The 17,890-nt window shown below is 69.1% G+C and carries 13 protein-coding genes and 2 pseudogenes; 9 read left to right on the plus strand and 6 right to left on the minus strand.

What is annotated here, in order from left to right; all coding sequences use genetic code 11:
• Window positions 1-207 precede the first annotated feature (207 nt).
• Window positions 208-873 (minus strand): DedA family protein, encoded by a 666-nt coding sequence (locus QFZ61_RS12870; protein WP_307036611.1) that lies wholly within the window; start codon window positions 871-873, stop codon window positions 208-210.
• Between the two features lie 137 nt (window positions 874-1,010).
• Between QFZ61_RS12870 and QFZ61_RS12875 the strand changes: the two genes are divergently transcribed.
• The gene (locus tag QFZ61_RS12875; RefSeq protein WP_307036613.1) at window positions 1,011-1,760 is read left to right on the plus strand and encodes a CDP-alcohol phosphatidyltransferase family protein; all 750 of its coding nucleotides are present in this window, start codon (window positions 1,011-1,013) and stop codon (window positions 1,758-1,760) included.
• A 44-nt stretch (window positions 1,761-1,804) separates the two neighbouring features.
• Here QFZ61_RS12875 and QFZ61_RS12880 read toward each other — a convergent pair.
• The 4 genes and pseudogenes from QFZ61_RS12880 to QFZ61_RS12895 all read right to left on the minus strand — a co-directional run bounded on the left by QFZ61_RS12880 (window position 1,805) and on the right by QFZ61_RS12895 (window position 9,172).
• Window positions 1,805-3,698 (minus strand): annotated as a pseudogene (locus tag QFZ61_RS12880) (DUF222 domain-containing protein).
• A gap of 586 nt (window positions 3,699-4,284) precedes the next feature.
• Window positions 4,285-5,307 carry a non-homologous end-joining DNA ligase gene (gene ligD, locus QFZ61_RS12885; protein WP_307036618.1) on the minus strand — a complete coding sequence of 341 codons (1,023 nt, stop codon included), beginning with the start codon at window positions 5,305-5,307 and terminating at the stop codon, window positions 4,285-4,287.
• Between the two features lie 35 nt (window positions 5,308-5,342).
• Window positions 5,343-7,889, minus strand: a complete 2,547-nt coding sequence (locus QFZ61_RS12890; RefSeq protein WP_307036620.1) for a cation-translocating P-type ATPase — start codon at window positions 7,887-7,889, stop codon at window positions 5,343-5,345.
• Window positions 7,889-9,172: a class I SAM-dependent methyltransferase gene (locus QFZ61_RS12895; protein ID WP_307036623.1), complete on the minus strand. Its 1,284-nt coding sequence runs from the start codon at window positions 9,170-9,172 to the stop codon at window positions 7,889-7,891. Before QFZ61_RS12895 ends, QFZ61_RS12890 begins: the two co-directional genes overlap by 1 nt.
• Before the next feature lie 206 nt (window positions 9,173-9,378).
• Between QFZ61_RS12895 and QFZ61_RS12900 the strand changes: the two genes are divergently transcribed.
• The 3 genes from QFZ61_RS12900 (at window position 9,379) to QFZ61_RS12910 (ending at window position 11,397) form a co-directional block, all read left to right on the plus strand.
• A complete protein-coding gene (locus tag QFZ61_RS12900; protein ID WP_307036625.1) occupies window positions 9,379-10,137 on the plus strand; it encodes an alpha/beta family hydrolase in 759 nt (252 codons plus the stop codon).
• Window positions 10,134-11,078 (plus strand): amidohydrolase family protein, encoded by a 945-nt coding sequence (locus QFZ61_RS12905; protein WP_307036627.1) that lies wholly within the window; start codon window positions 10,134-10,136, stop codon window positions 11,076-11,078. The genes QFZ61_RS12900 and QFZ61_RS12905 overlap by 4 nt, the downstream gene beginning before the upstream one ends.
• 97 nt (window positions 11,079-11,175) lie before the next feature.
• Complete coding sequence (locus tag QFZ61_RS12910; protein WP_307036629.1) at window positions 11,176-11,397, plus strand: hypothetical protein; 222 nt, start codon at window positions 11,176-11,178, stop codon at window positions 11,395-11,397.
• 26 nt (window positions 11,398-11,423) lie between these two features.
• Here the strand turns inward: QFZ61_RS12910 and hrpB are convergent.
• Window positions 11,424-14,128 (minus strand): annotated as a pseudogene (hrpB, locus tag QFZ61_RS12915) (ATP-dependent helicase HrpB).
• Window positions 14,129-14,223: 95 nt separating this feature from the next.
• Here hrpB and QFZ61_RS12920 point away from each other — a divergent pair.
• The 5 genes from QFZ61_RS12920 (at window position 14,224) to QFZ61_RS12940 (ending at window position 17,868) form a co-directional block, all read left to right on the plus strand.
• Window positions 14,224-14,490, plus strand: a complete 267-nt coding sequence (locus tag QFZ61_RS12920; protein WP_307036631.1) for a hypothetical protein — start codon at window positions 14,224-14,226, stop codon at window positions 14,488-14,490.
• A gap of 120 nt (window positions 14,491-14,610) precedes the next feature.
• Window positions 14,611-15,654, plus strand: a complete 1,044-nt coding sequence (locus QFZ61_RS12925; RefSeq protein WP_307036633.1) for an NAD(P)-dependent alcohol dehydrogenase — start codon at window positions 14,611-14,613, stop codon at window positions 15,652-15,654.
• Window positions 15,655-15,869: 215 nt separating this feature from the next.
• The gene (locus tag QFZ61_RS12930) at window positions 15,870-16,352 is read left to right on the plus strand and encodes a GNAT family N-acetyltransferase (RefSeq protein WP_307036635.1); all 483 of its coding nucleotides are present in this window, start codon (window positions 15,870-15,872) and stop codon (window positions 16,350-16,352) included.
• A gap of 45 nt (window positions 16,353-16,397) precedes the next feature.
• A complete protein-coding gene (locus tag QFZ61_RS12935) occupies window positions 16,398-17,327 on the plus strand; it encodes a hypothetical protein (protein WP_307036637.1) in 930 nt (309 codons plus the stop codon).
• 34 nt (window positions 17,328-17,361) lie between these two features.
• Window positions 17,362-17,868: an NUDIX domain-containing protein gene (locus tag QFZ61_RS12940; RefSeq protein ID WP_307036639.1), complete on the plus strand. Its 507-nt coding sequence runs from the start codon at window positions 17,362-17,364 to the stop codon at window positions 17,866-17,868.
• The last annotated feature ends 22 nt before the right edge of the window (window positions 17,869-17,890 follow it).

The raw sequence follows: 17,890 nt of genomic DNA on the forward strand, positions 1-17,890 counted from the left end.
CGGCAGAGAAGAACATCGCACGCTGCGCCTTTGTGTCCAGACGGCCCCTCGAAGCCCACGGTTGCACGAATGAAGGGTAGGCAACAAGCCGGGGAACTACCCGACTTTTGACGGCACAAAAGACGCGTAGGAGGCCCAGTAGCGGTGCGGGTGGACCCGAGAGGACCGACAGGTAAGTCGGGAACAGGCCAAGTAGGCCCGGTCACCTCAGGATTTTGTGTCTGCTGAATTCCTGCGCCGGGCGGCTCTGACGATAAACCACAGCACCACCGCGGCCACCGCCGCGTAAACGGCGTAATTGAGGTACCGGGAGTACTGGTCGATGAGTTCGTACTGCGTTCCAAGGAGCGAGCCCAGGCCGATCAGTAGTCCGTTCCACAAGCCGCTTCCCAAAAGGGTGAAAATGCTGAAGCTGAGGATGTTCATCTTCTGGGCTCCTGCGGGCAGGCTGATGAGGCTCCGCACCCCGGGAATCAGTCTGCCGAAGAAAATTGCCGGCCGGCCATGGCGGTCGAACCAGTCCGCGGCTTTCTCGAAGTCTTCCCGCTCCACCAAGGGCAGCTTGGACAGCCAGCGGATGGACCGTTCGAGGCCCAGCCGGGCGCCAAGCCAATACAGCAGAAGCGCGCCCGCGTAGGCTCCCAGCGTGCTGGTCAGGAAGACAAGCGGCAGGCTCATGGATCCCTGTCGCGTCAGGAAGCCGGCAAGCGGCAGGATGACCTCGCTGGGAATCGGCGGGAACACCGTCTCCGCTAGGGTGAAGAGTCCTACGCCCCACTCGCCCAGAGCATCAATGGCCTTGGCCGCAAAGCCGACAATCCCACCCAGATCCTGCGACGCGGCGGCGATGGGCACCAGGATGGGCACGGTCATGGGCAAGGACTCCTTGGGTGCAATCGGACACAGGCTACTTCCCACCCTGCCACACCACGGGGCAACGGCTCTCCAAGGGGCCGCCGCCGGCCATCTACAGCAGCGCTGTGCGTTGCTAGCATGGGGACGAGGTGTCCATGCCAAATATCATCGCTCGCGGGACAAGGCGGGACCTGACCGCCGCCGCTGCCGCTTATCTCGGTGTGGGCAGTTGGCTGGCGTTTCTGACATCCCCCAGCGCAGCGTTTGGAGTCGTGGCTGTGGGCGCCGGAGCAGCCGTGCTGGGCACCAACTGCGCCTCCATTCTGCGCCGGGAACCTCCGGCGTTCACTCCGGCTGACCGTGTCACCCTGGGACGAGCCGTCCTGGTGGCGTGTTGTGCGGTACTCACGGTCACGAGCCTCCTCAGCCCGCATCCCCCGGACGGGCTGCTCCTGATCCTGGGCGCTGCGGCTTTCGGGCTGGACGCCGTCGACGGTGCTGTGGCGAGGCGAACTCGCTCCACCTCTGCCGATGGTGCACGCTTCGACACCGAAACCGATGCCGCGCTTACGCTTGTGCTGTCCTTTGCCGCCGCTGCAGCCCTTGGAGCCTGGACGCTGCTGATCGGGCTGATGTACTACGCGTTTTCGGCTGCCGGGAGGTTCCGCCCGGCCCTGCGAAGGACGCTTCCGGTCTCCCACGGCCGCAAGGCCATCGGCGCTCTGCAGCCTCTCGCATTACTTTTCGCGCTGTCCCCGGGCGTCCCAGTTTTTCCGAAGACGACGGCGGTCTTGTTGGCCCTCGCGCTGCTGTCGTACTCGTTCGGCCGGGACCTCATCACCCTTGAACGAAGCCACCCAGTCGAGGAGGCGGGCATCAGCGAGGCGGACGCCCTCGATAGGTGACCAGGTGACACTAACGGAACGACACGCGACGGGATGAAGCTCAACTACGCGGCGACGAAGAGGTACCAATCGGGGAAGGGGTCTTCAGGTAGGGTCAGATTGGGATCGGGGCCGGGGTCCGGAGGCGGGTCGAATTCGAGGTCCGGTTCGAAGTCGGGTTCCGGAGCCGGACGCAGGTCCCATTCCAGGCCGGGGTCGGGGTCCGGGGGCATCGCGGGCCTATAGCCGGGGGCAGGGTCCGGGGGTGTTCGCAACCCGCGGCCCGGTTCATGGCCGCCGGGGTCCCGCGGCGGTTCGGAACCGACGAGCGGGTCTGCTATCGGAAACTCTGCAGTCAGGGACTCAGCGGCCAGGGAATCTGCAGGCAGGAGGCCATCGGGCATTCGGGGTGGTTCCCAGTCCTGATGTTCGCTTGGGTAGGTGCGGCCTGTTGGGGACGTCCAGCCGGGCGGGTGGTCTCTACTGGCTCCAGTGGGTGTCCAGGCGGTGGTGTGTTTGAGGCCGTGGTGTTTACGGCAGGCCTGGCCCAGGTTAGTGATCCCGGTCGTGCCGCCGTCGGCCCAGGCCAGCAGGTGGTCCGTTTCGTTATCCAGCGACGCGTTGTTACAGCCCGGGAACGAGCACTTCGCGTCCCGCAGCCGCAGCCACTGCCGCAGGGCCTTGCTTGGCCGGTAGCTTTTCCGGCCGATCTCCAACGGCGCCCCGTCCCGCGGATCAACCAGCACCCGGTACATCGAGTCAGTGCCCCCGGCCACCAGCCGGCGGGCCATCGACGGCGGGATCGGGCCGTACCCGTCCAACATCGCTGGTTCCTCCGTGAATCCCAGCAGCGACAGAACCGGTACGGTGACCAGCACCTGCGCCCGCGGGAACCGCACATCCCCCAGCAACCCAGCCCCTCTAACGCCGGAAGCGGCCGACCCGGAAGCAGAACCGGTGCTGCCGGACCATGAAGCACCGGTGCCGATCTCGTTGCCGCTTTCGGCGCCGGTGCCGGTGCCGGTGATAGTTACGGCGGCTATTTCGTTGCCGTCGGTGCCGTTGCTGCTGCCGCTGCCGCTGCCGGTGATCTCGCCGGTGAGGAGCAGGTCCGCGGTGACGTCAGCGCGGAGCTGCGTGAGGTTCCGTCCCTCGGTCGGGCTCTGCAGGGCCCGGGCCGTGGCGGTGGTCCGTTCCCAGATCCCTGCCGCGGTGTCCGCGGGCAGATACGTGTTGTACCAGGCCATCCCGTCGCTGTCGGGCAGGAATTCCACCCGCCGGTCCTGCACGCTTTTGGTATGCCGGGCTTCGATGCTGTCCGGGTGGTGGCGTTCCCGCCACGTCCGGGCCTTCGCACGGAACCGGCCCGGCACCAGTTCCCCCGCCGGGCAGCCCCTCGCCGGGTCCGGGAACGACCAGGTCCGGGAAGTACGGTGCCATAAAGTGCGCCTCCAGCGCCGCGGCGCCTGCCGGGTCCAGGTTCATGGTCTCATCGACCATGATCCGGGCGTGCTGCCAGGAAATCTGCCCGGCCTGCAACGCCCCCAGCGTCAGCGGCAACACTGTCGTCAACGCCACCGCCTGACCAATCAACGCGTCGGCGGAGCGTTCACTGACCGTCAACACACACGCAAGCTCCGCGACCATCGACATCCGGTGCACCGTGCGCTGCTGCGGCGCCGACACCGGCGGCATCAACGCCTCCGACACCTCGAGGTACTCCGCAGTCAGCCGGGTCTTCACCGCCGCGAACTGCCCCTCCAACCGCGCCACCTCCGCGAGCCCGTCCAGGCACGCATCCGCCGCCTCACGCAACGGATCCTCAACAAACACAGCACCCTCGCTAGCCTCAGAACTGGCCTCAGGCACAGAACCGGCATCAGCCAGGGGCCCGGCCCCAGGCGCGGCGCCTGCAGCAGCCAGGGGGCCGGCCTCGCGGGAAGAACCGGCAACGGGCACAAGCTCACCGACCACGACACCGCCGCCGGCCAGGGAACCAGCCGCAGGCGAGGGAACGGCGTTGAGTGGCTCGCAGTCCTCCAGCACCACCCCCACAGAAGCAGCAAACGCCGTAACCGACGCAAGAAGCGCAGCCACCGCCGACCTGCTCTCCGCACTCAAAGCCACTCCGCTTCTCATACCCAAAGCCTACTCACGGGCACCGACAATATAGACGGACCGGCGCAGTCCGCACAGCAGCCGATCAGCGCAAACAGGGCACAGCGCGGAACAACTCCGGGCGGGCCCAGCTGGCGACGCCGAAGAGCAGGGCAGCAAACGAAGCACTGGGCGCGGCTAGCGGCGCACCCAAAGCAGCAACTGGGGCGCCTACCACCGCGGCCCTGCTCCCCGCACTCAAAGCCACCCCGCTTCCCATGGGAAAAGACTAGAAGTGGGGTGGAACATTGAAGGAGAACCGCGCCGGCGCCGGCGCCGGCTGCTGCGGCTGCGGCTGCGGCTGCGGCGGCGGCTGCGCCGGCGGCTGCGGCTGCACCAGACGCTGCCGCCAGCTCATCCTGTCGTCGACCCAGCTGGCTAGGGACACCTACTCCTTGACGCGTGCCCTGCTGGGCTGCACCCTCGGCGGCTCACCGGGCATCTTCGGAAAGTCCGGCGGAAAGGGAAGCTCGCCGAGGCCGGAGCCGAGGTCCCGTTCCCACCAGCTGAGCAGGGTCTCGAGAGAGCCGGGGCTGGCGTGCATGTCCGCCCACGGGTCTCCGGTGGACTTGAGCCGGCCCGGAACGGTGGCGACGGTGAAATCCCCGGGATCCGTGCCGTCGAGTTCGTCCCAGGACAGCGGGCAGGACACGGTGGCGGCCGGCAGCGGCCGGGGGCTGTAGGCGCCGGCCATCGTCCGGTCCCGGTTGGCCTGGTTGAAGTCGATGAAGACCCGTGCACCGCGCTCCTCCTTCCACCAGGCGGTGGTGACCTGGTCGGGCATCCGGCGCTCAAGCTCGCGCGCGGCCGCGATCACGGCATGCCTCACCTCAAGGAACTCGTGCACCGGCTCGATGGGCGCGAAAACGTGGAGCCCGCGGTTGCCCGAGGTCTTGATGAAGGCGTTCAGCCCGGCCTCGGCCAGGACAGCGCGCAGTTCCCGGGCGGCCGGAACGGCGTCTTTGAAGTCAGTGCCCGGCTGCGGGTCGAGGTCGATCCGCAGCTGATCCGGGTTGTCGGGGTTCCCGGCCCGCGACGCCCAGGGGTGGAAGACCACGGTGTTCATCTGCACGGCCCACACCGCGGCGGCTATTTCGTCGATCACGAGCTGGGGGTGGGAGCGGCCGGACGGATAGACGACGTCCACCGACCGGACGAAGTCGGGTGCACCCTTGGGCGGGTTCTTCGAAAAGAACTGTTCGCCGTCGACATCACCGGAAAAGCGCTGCAGCGTGATCGGCCGGTCACCGTTGGCTGCCAGGAAAGGGCCCCCTACGCTGATCATGTAGTGGACCAGGTCGAGCTTGGTCAGGCCCGCTTCGGGCCACACCAGCCTGCTCGGACTTGAAATCCTAAGTTCCCTGCCGCCGTCGGGTCCCTCCACGGTGACCCTTGTTTCTTCCCTCGCCATGAACGCAGGCTACCCCGGAGAGAAGCACGAAAGCATCAGGGCCGGCGGACGGTCTTGTAGATTTCGAACCATGCCACGCCAACGACGCCGACCACAACAGCCAGCGCCCAGTCCCCCGGCGCCAGCGGCCCCAGGTTAAACGCACTGCGTAGCCCGGGGATGTTCAACAGTGCCACCAGCAGCAGGGCCGCGCCGCCGACGACCCACTTCAGCGTGCGGTTGCGCCGTTCGCGGAAGGTCCGCCAGACCGGCAGCCGCCAGGACCGGTTCACCAGGATCAGGGACAGGTTGCCCACAACCAGGGTGGCGAAAGAGAGGGACCGGGTGACGTCGTCGGGCCGCGCTGCGCCGAGGCTCCAGAGGTAAACCCCGACGATGGCGGCCAGCACCGAGAGCCCCTGGAGGACAGCGATGGTGAGCACCCGGCGGCTGAAGAGGCCTTGACCGCTCCGGCGCGGGGGCTGGTCCATGATGCGCGGGTCGATCTCCTCGGCTTCGAACACCACTGAGCAGGCCGGGTCGATGATCAGCTCCAGGAACGCGATCTGGAGCGGCAGCAGCACCAGCGGCCAGCCGCCGACGAAGACCGGCAGCAGGGACATGCCGACGATCGGCACGTGCACTGCAATGGTGTAGGCGAGGGCCTTGCGCAGGTTGTCGAAGATACCGCGGCCCTGGCGGATGCCGCCGGCGATCGAAGTGAAGTCGTCGTCGGTGAGGACCAGGTCGGCCGATTCCCTGGCCACATCGGTGCCGCGTGCGCCCATCGCTATGCCGATGTCCGCGGCCCGCAGGGCGGGCGCGTCGTTGACGCCGTCGCCCGTCATCCCGACGATCTCCCCGTTGACCTTGAGCGCGCGGATCAGCCGGAGTTTCTGTTCCGGAACCATCCGGGCGAAAACACTGACGGTCCGGATCCGCCGGGCGAGCTCGTCGTCGCCCATGTCCGCAAGCTCAGGGCCGGTGATCACGCCCGACCCGTGCTCCACACCGATCTCCCGGGCGATCGCCAGGGCGGTGCCGGGATAATCGCCGGTGATCATCACGGTACGGACCCCCGCCCGGGCGCAGGCAGCGACGGAGTCGGCCGCGCCGGGGCGGAGCGGGTCGTGCAGCGCGACGAGACCCAGGTACTCAAAGTCGAAGCCGAGCTGGAGTTCCGGCAGGGCAGCCTCCGGGGCGGATGAGGCCCGGGCCACGGCCAGGACGCGCTGGCCGCTTGCTGTGGCCCGTTCGACGTCGGCGGTGAGCGCCGCGTACTGGGCCGGATTCAGCCGGCACAGCCTAGCCACCGCTTCCGGCGCCCCCTTGGCGGCGACTACGTACCGGCCGCCAGCGGGAAGGCGCCACACATGCGAAAGCGCAAGCAGGTCCTCGCTGAGCGGGTACTCCCGCACCAGCTCCCAGCCTGCGTGCAGCTGTTCGGTGTCCGGAAGGTGCTCGGCGGCCAGTGCCTTGAACGCCTTGTCCATCGGGTCGAAGGGATGCACCGGGGAGGCGAGCATGCCGTACTCCACGATCGAGTGGAACGTCTCCGGCAGCGGGCCGTCATCGATGGTGTGGCTCCGGGCGCCCACCACCAACTGGCTTACCGTCATGCTGTTCAGGGTCAGGGTTCCAGTTTTGTCCACGCAGATCACGGTGGCCGAGCCGAGGGCTTCGATGACCGGCGACCGTCGGGTCAGCACGTGCTTTTGCGACATCCGCCAGGCACCGAGGGCGAGGAACACGGTCAGGACCACCGGGAATTCCTCGGGCAGCATCGCCATGGCGGTCGCGATCCCGGCGAGTACGCCCTCCAGCCAGTTTCCGCGGGTCAACCCGTAGACAACGACGACGACGGCCGCGGCCGCGAGGCCGAACACCGCCAGGAACCGGACCAGCCGGTCGATCTCCTGCTGCAAGGGAGTGCGTTCCTGGTCAATGGAGCGCAGCGCCGAGCCGATCCGGCCCAGTTCGGTGCCGGCACCGGTTTCCTTCACAAGTGCCAGTCCGTGACCCTTCACGACGAGGGTGCCGGAGAAGATCCAGGCGGTGGCGTCCCCGCCCGGGCGGCCCATCGGCCCGTCCGCGGCGCCCGCGCCGGGTGCTTTGCGCACCGGGACCGACTCCCCCGTCAAGGCCGACTCGTCCGCCGAGAAGTTACGGGCCTCCAGCAGCACCGCGTCGGCCGGAACCCGGTCCCCTTCGGCGAGCACCGCGAGGTCACCGCGGACAACGTCCCGTCCGGGGATCCGGACCTGGTTCCCGTCGCGGACCACGAGGGCCCGCGGTGAGGACAGGTCCCGGAGCGCGGTGAGGGCATTCTCGGTCTTGCGCTCCTGGTAGATGGAGATGCCGATCACGACCACGACGAAGGACAGCAGCAGCAGACCGTCCAGCAGTTCGGCGAGGAGGAAGTTGACGGTGCCGGCAACCAGCAGGAGCAGCAGCATGGGCTGGCGGACGACGGCCCAGGTTTGTTGCAGCAGGTTGCGCGGCTTCGCCGTCGGCAGCTCGTTGGGCCCCTCTGCAGCCAGCCGCCGGGCCGCTTCGCCCGAGGACAACCCCTCCGCGACGGCGATTGCGGGACCGGACGTCATCAGAGCCAGGCGGTCCGGCGCAACGGTGGTTCCGTGCCGCCGGGGCGCTGGACCAGGATCTGGTTCACACCGGTGAGGCCGGCTTCGAAGCCGAGCGCGCTCGCGGCCATGTACAGCCGCCACACCCGGGCCCGGCCCAGGCTGCTGGCCTGCACAGCCTCGTCCCAGTTCGCCTCCAGGTTGTGCACCCAGGCCCGTAGTGTCAACGCATAATGCTGGCGCAGCGCCTCGACGTCCAGCACTTCCATTCCGCCGCCCTCGAGTGCGCCGACCATCTGGGTCAGGCTGAGCATCTCCCCGTCCGGGAATACGTAGCGCGGAATGAAGGAATCGGGATCCGGGGCGGTGGGGCCGGCGTTCCAGGAGATGGCATGGTTCAGCAGCCGCCCGCCGGGGCGCAGGAGCCCGTGCAGCCGGGAGACGTAATGCCCGATCTGCTCGTGGCCCACGTGCTCGGACATCCCGATGGAACTGATCGCGTCGAAGGGGCCGTCCGTCACGTCGCGGTAGTCCTGGACCCGGATCTCCACCCGGTCCGTCAGCCCGGCCTGTGCCACCCGTTTGCGCGCCAGTTCCGCCTGTTCGGCAGAGAGCGTGACGCCGACGACGTCGGCCCCGTACCGCTGGGCGGCGTGCAGGGCGAAGCTGCCCCAGCCGCAGCCGACATCGAGCACCCGCATCCCGGGACGAAGCCCCAGCTTCCGGCAGACAAGGTCAAGCTTCGCTTCCTGTGCCGCGTCCAGGCCGGTATCCGGGTCCTCCCAGACCGCGCAGGAGTAGACCAGGGAGGGCCCGAGCACGAGCGTGTAGAAACGGTTGCCGACGTCGTAGTGGTGCGAGATGGCTGCGGCATCGCGCTCGCGGGAGTGCTGGCGTCCCCGGCGCGCTATGCGGGCTTCTTCCGGAGGCGGCGCCGGGTTGGGGCCCACGGCACCGAGCCGCACCGCCGCCGTCGTCAGCTTCCGCAGCTCCCGGACGGTAGGCCGCCGGAACGGCCCGGGCTCGGCGAACTTTCCCGCCGAACTCAGGGCGGCGAAGGCCGCGAAGATGTCCCCGGGAACCTCAATCTCGCCGGTGACATACGCCCTGCTGAGTCCCAACTGCCCGGGCGACCAGAGGATCCGCCGCAGCGCCCTGCGGGAGTGGACCACCACCAGCGGGGCACCGGCGGGTCCGTTTTCGGAACCGTCCCAGGCACGCAGCCGCAGCGGGATGTCCTTGGTGCCGAGCACGATCGCCAGCGCTTCGGCAAGCCGCGACGCGGCACTTGCAGTGGTCAGCATGTTCTCTTCTTCCTCTCAGCCGGTGACTGCCCAGCCTCAATCTATGGCCAACCACCGGTTTCGGAACAGGGGCCGGATGTCCCGGGCGCCGGTGCTTTCGGTGCTGCACGGCGGGCCGCGTTGGTGCTCCCCCTGGCAACTAAATAGGGTGGCTCACATGATTGAGGCCTTTTCGTCCCTGCAGGACGCGTTCCGCGGAGCCCGGCATGCCTGCCCTTGAGACTGCGGTCAGTATGGAGGCCGACGGCGCTGCATTTTCCGGGGTGTACGCCCGCCCCGAAAGCCCCGTCGCGACCCTGGTTCTCGCCCACGGCGCCGGAGCCGGGATGGAGCACCCCTTCCTGCGCGGCTTTACCGGCGCCTTGAACGACGACGGCGTCGCTACCCTGCGTTTCAACTTCCCCTACCGGGAAGCAGGGCGGAAGTTCCCGGACCGGCCGCCTGCTGCCATCGCGGCGTGGCGGGCCGCCATGGACGCCGCCGCTGCACGCTCTGAGGGGGAGCCGCTCTGGGCGGCAGGGAAATCCTTCGGCGGCCGGATGGCGTCGATGGCAGTAGCGGAGGGCATGGCCGCAGCCGGGCTGGTGTACCTGGGCTATCCGTTGCATCCGCCGGGCAAACCGGAGAAGCTGCGCGACGAGCATCTCTACGGCATTAACACTCCGGGGCGGTCAGTGCCGATGCTGTTTTTGCAGGGCACCCGGGACACCTTCGCGACCAGGGAGCTGCTGGAGTCGGTGGTGGAGCGGATCGGCCCGGCCGCGACGCTGCAGTGGTGTGAGGGCGGCGACCATTCCTTCGCAGTGGCCGGCAGAAAGCGCCCGGCCGAAGAGATCGGAGCGGAGCTGGCCGCACCGGTGGTTGAATTTATCCGACTGCACGGCGCCAGCCCAAGGAACAGCGCCGGCCCCGGACCAGGCACAAAGCGTGGAAGTACTCCTCCGGCTCCCGGTGGTGCCGGATGACCGCCGCGGACAGCGCCCATAGCCCTGCCCGGCGCCCTGCCGTCCCCGCCCCGCTGAGTGACGGCGACGTCCCGGCCTGGTGGCAGCGGCTCGGGCTGCCGGGAGTGATTGACGTCCACACGCATTTCCTCCCCGACAGGATGCTGCGGCGGGTCTGGGCGCATTTTGACGAAGCCGGACCGCTGGTGGGCAGGCCGTGGCCCATCACCTACCGCACCGACCAGGACACCCGGCTGGCGCGGCTCCGCGAAATGGGAGTCCGCCGGTTCACCGCCCTGACGTACGCGCACCGGCCCGGCATGGCGGCCGACCTCACTGACTTCGCCCTGACCCTCGCGGCGGCCGAGCCGGACTGCGTGCCCAGCGCAACCTTTTACCCGGAAGAAGGCGTGCTGCAACAGGTCCAGGCCGCCCTTGACCGGGGTGCCCGCATCTTCAAAATCCACGCCCAGGTGGGCGGGTTTGACCTGCGTGAGCCGATCCTGGACCCGGTCTGGGGGCTCCTCGCCGAGGCCGGAATCCCCGTAGTGGTGCATGTGGGCAGCGGGCCGGTACCCCGGCCCGGCTTCACCGGTCCGGACAAGCTCGAGGGCGTGCTGCGCCGGCACCCCGCGCTGACCGCCGTCGTGGCGCACCTGGGCACGCCGGAGTACCGGGAATTCCTGGCGCTCGCCGAACGCTATCCCCGCGTCCAGCTGGACACCACCATGGCGTTCACCGATTTCTTCGAAGCGGTGGCGCCGTTCCCGGCCGCGCTGCTGCCCAGGCTGGCGGACCTCCAGGACCGGATTGTGCTCGGCAGCGACTTCCCCAACATCCCCTACCCCTACGCCCACCAACTCGAAGCCCTGGAACGGCTGCGGGACAAGGAGCCCCGGCTCGACGATCAATGGCTGCGGGCCGTGTGCTGGTTTAACGGCGAGCGGCTGGTCGGCAGCTGAACCTGCAACATCGACGACGCCGGCGGCTGGCCTAACGGCTCAGATCCCGCTCACGACGGTGGTTCCCATAACGGCATTCACCCTGAAAGATAGGGCCATGAGCAAACCATATGATGCTGCCCGCCGCGTCGAGTCCGACAACCCCGACGCAGTCCAGATCGCGGTCCGGGAGGCAACCCAGGAACTCCGCCAGAACCTGGAGCGGGACGGGATCGACGTCAGCTTCCAGGACCTGGCACTGCTGGGCCACTCAGAATCCTGGGACGGCGAGGGCCAGCGCTGGGTCCACGTCACCTGGGAAGGCGCCGAGGCCGGGTAACTGCCGTCACTGGCTCCGGGCCCCCGCTACATCCTGCTTTTGACCCTGGCAGTCGCGGGCGCGGTCCACGGGTCCTCGGGCCAGGGGTGCTTGGGATAACGGCCGCGCATTTCCGCCCGCACCTGCGCGTAAGGCCCGGACCAAAAAGATGCCAGATCGTCGGTCACGGCCAGGGGGCGCCGGGCCGGCGAGAGCAGGTGGAACAGCACCGGTACCCGGCCATCGACCAGCCGCGGAGTCTGTTCCCAGCCAAAGCACTCCTGCAGCTTGACCGCGACCACCGGCCGGGCGGCGCCGTCGTCCACGTCGGGATAGTCAATGTGCACCCGCGAACCGCTGGGCACCAGCAGCGTTTCCGGCGCCAGCTCCCCCAGCCTGGCCGCTTCGGGCCAGGGCAGCAGCCGGCGCAGCGGATCCACCAGATTGATGCTGCTTGTCGCGGCACCGGCTGCCAGCGCCTCGAGTTCCGGCGCGAGCCAGTCGTTCAGTCTCGCCAGCAGGGCGGGCTCCGACACATCAGGCCACGGTTCGCCCAGTTCGCGGTGCAGCAGGGCCAAGCGCCGGCGCAGGGCGTCCGCCGCCGTCGACCAGCCGATGGTTTCCAGTCCCGTCCGGGCCAGGGCGGCGGCCACCGCGGGGCGGCCCTCCTCGGCCGACGGCCGCACCGGAGTTGAGGCGAGCGTGATCGCGCCCAGCCGGCGGACCCGCCGGGCCGTGACCCTGCCCTGGCCAAAGGCCGCCTCCACCGTATCGCTGAGCAGGTGCCCCGCGGCAGCCTCCGCAGCGTCCGCGCTCAGCGGCGCCGCCGACCGGATCACCGCCCCCGTGCCTGCCGCGTCCTGTCCTTCGGCGCGGGATACCTCCGCGATGGCCAGCCACTCCTGGCCGGCGAGCCCGCTGCCGCCGGGAAGCCCGGCACGGGTGCCGGACGTGAGCAGGTACCGCTCCTCCGGCCCTGGCACCCGGCGGGCCACCCGGTCCGGGAAGGCGAGGGCGACGACGAATCCCGCGGCCTCCGCGCTTCTCGGGGACAGCGCAAAGGCGGCCTGACGCGGCGGCGCCTTGGCGGTTCCTGCTTGCCGGGCAATCGCCTCCATCCGGCGGACGTCATCGGTCCAGCGCCGGGAGCCCGGGTCCCGCCCGGACCGCAGGGCCGTCAGGAGTCCGGGCAGGTCGGCGCCCGGCGCCCGCTGACCGCCTGCTACCACGGCGACGGTCTCCGCAGCGGCGCGGTGCCCGACGGCGGAGGTGCCGTCCAGCAGCGCCCGTGCCAGCCGCGGATCGGCGGGGACCAGGGCCAGCGTCTTGCCCAGGTTCGTGGCAAGGCCGGTCAGTCCCACAGCCCCGAGTTCGCGCAGTACCTCAACGGCTTCGTGCATCGCCGCCACCGGCGGCGGGTCCGGAAGCGCCAGTCCCTGGCCGCCCGGCGCGCCCCAGCAGGCCAGGACCAGGGCCGCACCGGTGAGGTCGGCAACGGCGATTTCCGGTGTCTGGTGGGCGGGGGCGGCGCCGTAGCTTTTCTGGTCATAGCAGCGCACCACCCGTCCGGGACCCAGACGTGCGGCCCGGCCGGCGCGCTGTTCGGCCGACGCCCGGGAGCAGGACACGGTGACCAAGCCGGTCATCGCGCGCGCCGCGTCCCGCCGTGGCTCACGGGCCAGGCCGGAATCGATCACCAGGCGTACGCCGGGAACCGTCAGCGACGATTCGGCGAGCGCCGTGGAGACGATGATCCGCGCCCGTTCCCCGGGCCTGCGGCAGGACACTGCACGGTCCTGCAGGGCGGGGCCGACCTGGCCGTGCAGTTCCAGCACTTCCGCCGGCACCCGGCCGCGCAACCGGGCTGCGACGTGGGCAACCTCGCGGGCGCCGGGAACGAAAACCAGGGCGTCGATATCTTCACCGGCGGCGAGCGCCGCGGCCGAAGCGTCCGCGGCGGTGTCCGCCACGTGGTCCAGGAAGGCGCGGGTCACGCCGCGGGCGTCCAGCCGGGGGCCCGCCGAGGGCGCCCACTGGACCTGCAGCGGATGTAGCGCGGAAGGGCAGCCGACGACGGGAGCGGCCGCTTCCGCAGCCTCCCCGGCGCCGCCTGGCACGCTGTCCCCCAGCAGGGCGGCAAAGCGCCGCGCGTCGAGGGTGGCGGACATGGCCACCAGGGTGAGGTCGCCGCGGAGCTGGCGGACCTCGGCGAGCATGCCGAGGAGCAGGTCGGTCTCCAATCCCCGTTCGTGCACCTCATCGAGCACCACCGAGCGCCCGTGCCCTCCAGCCCCGGGTCAGCGAGCAGGCGGCGCAGCAGGATTCCGGGCGTCACGAACTCAATCCAGGTTCCCGGCCCGGCCTGCCGGTCTCCGCGGACGGTGTAGCCGACGCGTCCGCCCAGCGGGCTGCCGTCCAGTTCGGCGAGGCGCCGGGCCGCGGCACGGGCCGCAACCCGGCGCGGCTGGGTCACCACGACGCGCGGCACCCGGCCAGGGCCGCCGTCGGCGCCGGTACCGTGGAAGCCGGCCAGCGCGAAGTCGGCCAGGGCCAAGTTGGCCAGCAGCGGGGGCACCAGCGTGGTTTTGCCGGTGCCAGGCGGCGCCTCCACCACGGCCGTCCCCGCCGGGCCTCCCCTGCGCAGCGCCGCCGTCAGCTCTCCAAGGGAACCAGCGAACACCAAACCCGATCCGATGGTGTCAAGGTCGAAGGCGCGGGGCGCCGGGCGGCCGGTGGCGGAAGCTGAAGTCACCCCTCCATTGTGGCGGCAAAAGCTCCGCCGCTGTCAGCGCCTGCCCACCAACTACGGAAGACTGGAACCACCCACGAACAAAAGGCGGAACTCCCATGATCAAGCTTCAACAGGACGCGGAAGGCTTCATCCGGATGAAGCAGCACTTCCCGGCCAGCACTCCCATCACCATCAGCTTCAACGACGGCACGGAAGGGCAGTTCACCGGCCGCCAGTTGAACGCCGCCTACGACGCCGCCCTGGCCGAGTACCGCGCACAGAACCACTTGGACGCGAAAGGCTTCAACCGGGCGGCCAAGAAGAAGTCAGACCCGGGAAACAAGATTGAATTCGTCCGCGTCGATCCCGGAATGGGCGCCTGATTCGGATTGCTCGGCGCGTAACGGTGGTCACTCTGCGGAACAATCCGGCGGCGAGACCTGTTGCCGCCCTTTGGGCCCTCCCCACGAACGCAACTATGTAATGACTGATACCGGAGAAGAATGCTTACCGTAAACGCTTACGCCGCCCCGTCCGCCACCGAGGACCTCGTTCCCACCACCATCGAACGCCGCGACGTCGGACCCCACGACGTCCTGATTGACATCAAGTTCGCAGGCATCTGCCACTCGGACATCCACACCGTCCGCGGCGACTGGGGCCCGCAGTCGTACCCGCTCGCCCCCGGCCATGAGATCGCCGGCATCGTCACCGAGGTCGGCTCCGCCGTGACCAAGCACGCCGTCGGCGACCGCGTCGGCGTCGGCTGCATGGTGAACTCCTGCGGCGAGTGCGCCAACTGCCAGGCCGGCGAGGAGCAGTACTGCCTCAAGGGCAACACCGGCACCTATGGCGCCGTGGACCGTGACGGCACCATCACGCAGGGCGGCTACTCCACCCACGTCGTCGTGACCGAGGACTTCGTCCTCTCCATCCCGGAGGGCATCGAGCTCGACGTCGCCGCTCCCCTGCTCTGCGCCGGCATCACCACGTACTCGCCGCTGCGGCACTGGAACGCGGGTCCGGGCAAGAAGGTCGCCGTCGTCGGACTCGGCGGGCTGGGCCACATGGCCGTCAAGCTCGCCCACGCGATGGGCGCCGAGGTCACGGTCCTCTCGCAGTCGCTCAAGAAGCAGGAAGACGGGCTGCGCCTTGGCGCCGACCACTACTTCGCCACGAGCGATGAGAACACCTTCACCGAGCTCGCGGGCAGCTTCGACCTGATCATCAACACGGTCAGCGCTTCGATCGACATCAGCTCCTACCTGCAGCTGCTCAGCCTCGACGGCACCATGGTGAACGTCGGCGCGCCGGCCGAACCGCTGCCGGTGAACGCGTTCGCGCTGATCGGCGGCCGGCGCTCCTTCGCCGGTTCCATGATCGGCGGCATCCGCCAGACCCAGGAGATGCTCGACTTCTGCGCCGAGCACCACCTCGGCGCCGAGATTGAGGTCATCCCGGCCGACAAGATCAACGAGGCCTACGAACGCGTGCTCGCCTCCGATGTGCGCTACCGCTTCGTGATCGACACCGCGACCCTCAGCTAGGCGCGGCGGCTCCGGATCCACGATCCGCAAACGGTCCGGTGCTGCGGGGATCCCCTGCAGCACCGGACCGTTTTTGTGTCCCGGCGCCGGATCCGCCGCCAAACTGACACCTTTCCGAAACCTGGCGGCAATATTGCGGGTCCATGCTGGAGGATCAACGTACGGAATGTCCCGTTCAGGAGAGAGTGCAGGTCGTCGTGAATCCATTGTTCATTTTGACCGCGGACACACGCGGCGGAGGAATCCCCCGCGGCGGTGCTCCGGTGCGTCCGATCCACCCGGCCGACGTCGACGAACTCTCGGACATGTACCGGAAGTCCTACGCTGAGAGCCTCCCGCAGCCGCCGGAACGTGCCACCGGCTGGATCGATTCGCTGCTCGCCGGAGCGGAAGGCAACCATCTCCGGGGAGCTTCGGCGGTGCTGACCGGGCCGGAAGGACAGCTCACGGCCGCCATCATTGTCACGGAGCCTGCCGCGGGCGAGAACCCGGGCTGGGATGCGGTGATCGCCGAGTTGTTCACCCATCCGGGCCACCGCAGACAGGGCCTCGCCGAAGATCTCCTGGCCCATTCCCTGTCCGCGTTGCGTGCGATGGGCCGGACCAGGGTCGCCGTCGCCGTCGACAGTGGCAATTCCGCCGCCCTGGCGCTCTACCTCTCCCGGGACTTCCGCCGGGTCACCGACGACGACTCCTAAACCTGCCAGCTTCCGGCCGGACCGGACCGGTGCTAGCTTTTCCGGATGGACCTCCTCGACTGGCTGCTCGACGCCGACCCTGCTATTCGGTGGCAGGTGTTACGTGACCTGACCGGCGCCCCCGCCGCCGACGTGGCAGCTGAACGGGCCCTGGTCGAGTCCGAGGGCTGGGGCGCCCGGCTGCTGGCGTTGCAGGGCGAGGACGGACAGTGGGACGGCGGCACCTACTTCCCGTCGCCCTTCGACGATTCCGAGGACGGCCAGCCCTGGACCGCGACGGCGTATAGCCTGCTGCTGCTCCGTGAGTTCGGGCTGGACCCGCGCAGCGACGCGGCGCGCGCCGCCGTGGCCCGGGTAGCGGCGGACAGCCGCTGGGAGGAAGGCAACCAGCCGTTCTTCGAGGGCGAGGTGGAGCCCTGCATCAACGGCATGACCGTCGCCCTGGGTGCGTACTTCGGCGAGGACGTTGACGGCGTGGTCAAGCGGCTGCTGGCCGAACAGCTCGACGACGGCGGCTGGAACTGCGAGGCGGAGAGGGGCTCCACCCGGTCCTCGTTCGGCACCACGATCAACGTGCTCGAAGGCCTGCTGGAGTACAGCCGGGCGACCGGAGGCACCGGCGAACTGGCCGCGGCCCGGCAGCGCGGCGAGGAATACCTGCTGGAGCGGGGCCTGATGCGGCGCAAGAGCACCGGAGAACTGATCAACCCCGCCTGGCTGCAGTTTTCGTACCCCACCCGCTGGCACTACGACGTGCTCCGCGGCCTCGATTACTTCCGCGCCGCCGGCGGCCCTCCGGACCCACGGCTGTCCGAAGCAGTGGAACATGTCCGCTCCAAGCGGCAGCCGGACGGGACGTGGCTGCTGGAAAACAGCCACCCTGGCCGGATCCACTTCCCGCTCGACGACGGCGACGGCCGGCCCAGCCGCTGGAACACGCTCCGCGCGCTGCGGGTGCTCCAGTGGGCCGGGTAGCGGCACGAATGTTCGTTCGGTTGGTGGTTCCTGAATGACGGCACGGAGTGCGGGCCTGCTGCTGTACCGGCGCACGCCCGCGTCCGGGGTTGAGGTCTGGATTGCCCACATGGGCGGCCCGTTCTGGGCGCGCAAAAAAGCGGCAGCGTGGTCCATCCCTAAGGGTTTGTACACCGCCGAGGAAGACCCGCTGGCCGCCGCCCGGCGCGAGTTCGCCGAGGAGATCGGCACCGAGCCGCCGCCTGCCGACTACTTCCTGCTCGGCAGCTTCCGGCAGGCCTCGGGGAAGGTTGTCACCGTTTTCGCGGCGGAAGCCGAGTTCGCGCCGGAGCGGATCGTGAGCAACACCTTTCCGCTGGAATGGCCCAAGGGATCGGGCATCGTCCGCGACTTCCCGGAGATAGATGCGGCCGAGTGGGTCAGCGAAACCGACGCCCGACTGAGACTGGTCCGGGGTCAGGTGCCGGTGCTGGATGCTCTTCTCCGGCACCTGTTCGAGAGCGCCCCGGAGGCCGACTGTCATAGGCGTGACAACGGTTAAACATTGAATGTCACAGCCGGTG

Source organism: Arthrobacter sp. B3I4 (genome assembly GCF_030816855.1).
In the GTDB taxonomy this organism is placed as follows: Bacteria; Actinomycetota; Actinomycetes; order Actinomycetales; family Micrococcaceae; genus Arthrobacter.